The sequence below is a fragment of the Paenibacillus whitsoniae genome, assembly GCF_003955665.1.
Taxonomy (GTDB): domain Bacteria; phylum Bacillota; class Bacilli; order Paenibacillales; family NBRC-103111; genus Paenibacillus_E; species Paenibacillus_E whitsoniae.
The window spans coordinates 1-3,977 of the sequence record NZ_RXHU01000076.1 but is presented as its reverse complement, the minus strand read 5'-3'; the positions used below and the strand labels follow the sequence as shown (position 1 = coordinate 3,977).

Genomic DNA, 3,977 nt, shown 5'->3' with positions numbered 1-3,977 from the left:
CTGCCTTTTTGCAGGTTTTGAGCGGGCCGCGAGTGAGGGCGCGGCTTTGATGGCCCGCAACTACGAGTTTGCAGGCTTACGTATTTTCGACAGGCGCTATACCGCCGACTTCACAATTCGCTCATACGAATTGACGCACAGCACGTAGTAGCCGATGTAGATCGCCACATACGCCACAATCGAGATCGTAATCGGCACCAGCGATTCCCCGCCAATCAGCTGAATCTCCGTCAATGCCCGCAGAATCATCAGACTGTGCATGATGCCCAGCAGCAGCGGCAGCACGAACACAAAGGCTGTCTGCATCGCAATGGAAGCGCGAATCTCACGCCGGTTCACCCCGATTTTACGCAAAATCGCGTACCGCTCCCGATCCGCATGGGCATCGGTCAGCTGCTTAAAGTACACGACACAACCGGTTGCTGCCAGGAAGACAAGGCCCAGGAAGCCCAGCGTGAATACATTCAGCCCGGCGGACTCCAAGTTCAAGCGGTACTGATAGTAGTAGCTCGAGAAATCATTATCCTTCGTTTTTAACCCCATTAATGTTTCCGTGCTCGCCTTGCTCGAGCCTTGATTCTTCACGGTATAAGCCTTATACATCACCGCTTTTGCATGGGCTGTTTGCCCCAGCGATGCGAAACGGCTGTCACTGACGACCAGACACAGATCCGGAAAGCCCCACGGCAGCACTCTGCCGTCCACAAGACGTTCGATTTGCACCCCAACACTCGACTGTGCCCCGAACGTAATGGTATTGCCCAGTACTTCTTTGTCCGTAAAGCTGCTGTACATAGGCCGAATCAGTATAGCCCCTTCATCCGGAAGAGCCCGCTGAGGAGATCTGTTCAGCACTTCAGCTGCTGCATTATACGTTGAGAGAGCCATTACTTTTATCGGCACTTCCGTTTTATTGAACCCTGAAGGATGGTAGTAAAAACCACTTAAATCCGCGGTCAGCTTCACCACCGGGATCTCAAGCTCCCCTGTAACCGGGTGTGTTTTGTCCGCCTCCAGCGTCTCTGCCACCTTCCCTTCTACTGCCGGATCGCCCTTGACATACATGAAACTAAACGGCGCTTCGGTTGAAGCATTACGCTCAAGGGTGTAATAGGAGTCGGAGCCGACCGTCACGGCACATAGCGTAAATGCGCTCAATAACGCGATCATGGTGAACATCCGGGTATTCCCCTGAATACGGTACAGCAGCTGGGAGACGCTAAACATGTTCATGCCGGCGTAATACCGGGACTTCATACGCTGCGCCAGCTTCAAGATATAAATGATGCCGAAACGAAACAATAGGTATGTTCCTGCTATCAGCCCAATCAATAGCATAAGCATGTTCCTGCCCATCTGCGAAGACGTATTCATCGGCTGGTAGACAAGCCAGTAGGCAAAACCAAGCAGCAGCACGCCGATAAACGCTGTATAAATAGAAGGCTGGGGCATTTCCTCCCCTTCCCGGTCGGCGCGAAACAGCTCCGCCAGCTGGAAGCGATAAATCAGCCAAAAGTTATGCAGAGACGTAGCCAAGATAATGGCGGCAAACACCAGAAGCGTCTGCACAATGGCATCGGGCGAAATTCGGAAGCTGACTTCTACCGGAGAATCGAGCAGTTTGAGGAATACCATTGCGAACAGTTTGGATAAAAGCGCGCCCAACACGATCCCGATGGCGATGCTGCCCGCGCCCATGAGCATATTCTCGTAAAAAAGCATTCTTCCGATCGTCCGCTTCCGCACACCTAGCAAAGCGTACAGGCCAACCTCTTTTTTGCGTTTCCTCGTGAAGAATGCGTTGGAATACCAGATGAACGCCCCCGCGAACAGCATCAGCACAAAAGACGCCTGAAGGAAGACGGAACGCATCCCCTCCCACTTGGCCATATTGGCCGCGATTTCTTGACTGTACCTCAGCGAGACGAACGTGTAGTAAATGACGACGCTGAAAATCATGGACAGGAAGTACAGCAGATAGTTCTTCAGATTGCCGCCGACATTGCGCTTCGCCAGACTAAATAAGGTCACTTGCGCCACCTCCGAGCACCGAAAGCACGTCCATCACCTTATTGAAAAACTCCTTGCGCGTCATTCCGCCCTTCACAAGCTCCGTGAAAATTTCGCCGTCTTTGATAAAAAGAATGCGCGAACAATAGCTCGCCGCGAACGCGTCGTGCGTCACCATCAGGATCGTCGTCCGATCCTGCACATTCAACTGCTGCAGGCTCTCCAGCAGCTCTGTCGCGGACTTGGAGTCGAGCGAGCCCGTCGGCTCGTCCGCGAGCACCAGGCTCGGCGCGGAGACGATCGCGCGGCAGGCGGCGGTGCGCTGTTTTTGACCGCCGGACAGCTGGTACGGGTATTTGTCCACGAGGCCGGCGATGCCGAACCTGCGAACAAGCTCGTCAGCTCGGCGCTCTAGCTCAGCCCGATTCATGCGGGCCAGCACGAGCGGCAGGACGATGTTTTCCTTCACCGTGAGCGTGTCCAACAGGTTGAAATCTTGAAAAATAAAGCCGAGCTTATCCCGTCGAAACGCCGACAGCTGTGCTTCCTTCATCGCGCCAAGGTTGACGCCGTCGACGAGGATCTCCCCTGACGTCGGCTTGTCGATCGTCGCCAGCAGGTTGAGCAGCGTCGTTTTGCCCGAGCCGGACGGCCCCATAATGCCGACAAACTCTCCCTCGCGGACGCTGAGGGAAATCTCCTTCAAGGCGGTGAATACATTGCCTTTGGCGCCATAGATCTTTTTTATTTTCGTCGCTTCCACGATCGTTTTCATGCGAATCTCCTCCCAAGCGGTTCAATTTCCTTCTGCCTTTACTTTACTGGAATTGCCTGGCCGGAACCATTGACTTAGCTTACAGTTCGCACGCCGAACCTTACAATTTTGTCATGCTTATGCTACCATGTCAGGTATTAGCGCTCGATTGGCAAGGAGGACGCCGATGAAAATTATGCTCGTGGAAGACGATCGCACGATTCGCGACGAGGTGGCGGAAGCGCTTCGCCGCTGGGGCTATACGACGTATGTCGCCGAGACGTTTGATAACGTGCTGAGTCTCTTTATTCAAGAAAGTCCGCAGCTCATTTTGATGGATATTAACTTGCCCGCCTTTGACGGGTTTTACTGGTGCAGGCAGATCCGGGAAGTGTCCAACGTGCCGATCCTGTTCCTCTCCTCGCGGAATACGCCGATGGATATGGTCATGTCGATGAATATGGGCGGGGACGATTTTGTTCAAAAGCCGTTCTATACCGACGTTCTCGTCGCCAAAGTCCACGCCTTGCTGCGCAGAACCTACTCTTATATGGAGACCAATGCAAGCGTGATGGAGCGTGACGGCATCGTGCTCAACCTCAAGGACGGCGACGTGGCTTGCGGTGAACGCAAAGCGGAGCTGACGCGGAATGAATTCAAAATCCTCTCCATGCTCATGACAAACCCCGGCACCATCATCTCGCGGGATCAGTTGATGCGGGGGCTGTGGGAGGACGAAAGCTTTGTCGACGATAACACGCTGACCGTCAACATCACGCGCCTGCGCAAGAAACTCTCGGAGCTAGGCAAACCTGACTTTATTACGACAAAGAAAGGACAGGGCTACCTCATCCCATGACCTTTCTCCGCTACGTCAAAGATAAAAAATATTTTTTTCTCGTCTATGCACTCATGATGGCGTTCGTATCCCTTATAATGCTGACCGGTACAGGGACAAACGCCGCACACAGCAATGTGCTTTACGTGAATGCAGGCTGCCTCGTGCTGGCGGCAGGATACATCGTGACCGGATACATCTACCGCAAAACCTACTACGAGGAACTCCGCACACTGTCCGAACGTCACGCCCAAGAAGAATGGTACATCACAGCGCTGCCGGAGCCGCAGACGAACGAGCAGGCGCTGTACCTGAAGCTGCTGACGCAGGTGTACACGGAGCAGGCCCAAGGCATCGCGCAATTGCAAGAGGAGC

3 protein-coding genes and 1 pseudogene are annotated in these 3,977 nt (G+C 53.8%); 2 read left to right on the top strand and 2 right to left on the bottom strand.

The features are described from left to right. Window positions 1–96 precede the first annotated feature (96 nt). Window positions 97–2,031: an ABC transporter permease gene (locus EJQ19_RS23570; protein WP_126143700.1), complete on the bottom strand. Its 1,935-nt coding sequence runs from the start codon at window positions 2,029–2,031 to the stop codon at window positions 97–99. Next, window positions 2,018–2,785: an ABC transporter ATP-binding protein gene (locus EJQ19_RS23565; RefSeq protein ID WP_126143699.1), complete on the bottom strand. Its 768-nt coding sequence runs from the start codon at window positions 2,783–2,785 to the stop codon at window positions 2,018–2,020. The genes EJQ19_RS23570 and EJQ19_RS23565 overlap by 14 nt, the downstream gene beginning before the upstream one ends. Window positions 2,786–2,951: 166 nt before the next feature. Here EJQ19_RS23565 and EJQ19_RS23560 point away from each other — a divergent pair, with 166 nt between their 5' ends. Next, on the top strand, window positions 2,952–3,623 hold the full coding sequence (locus tag EJQ19_RS23560) for a response regulator transcription factor (RefSeq protein WP_126143698.1): 672 nt from the start codon (window positions 2,952–2,954) through the stop codon (window positions 3,621–3,623). Then, window positions 3,620–3,977 (top strand): annotated as a pseudogene (locus tag EJQ19_RS23555) (hypothetical protein); the annotation flags it as partial. The gene EJQ19_RS23560 and the pseudogene EJQ19_RS23555, both read left to right, overlap by 4 nt.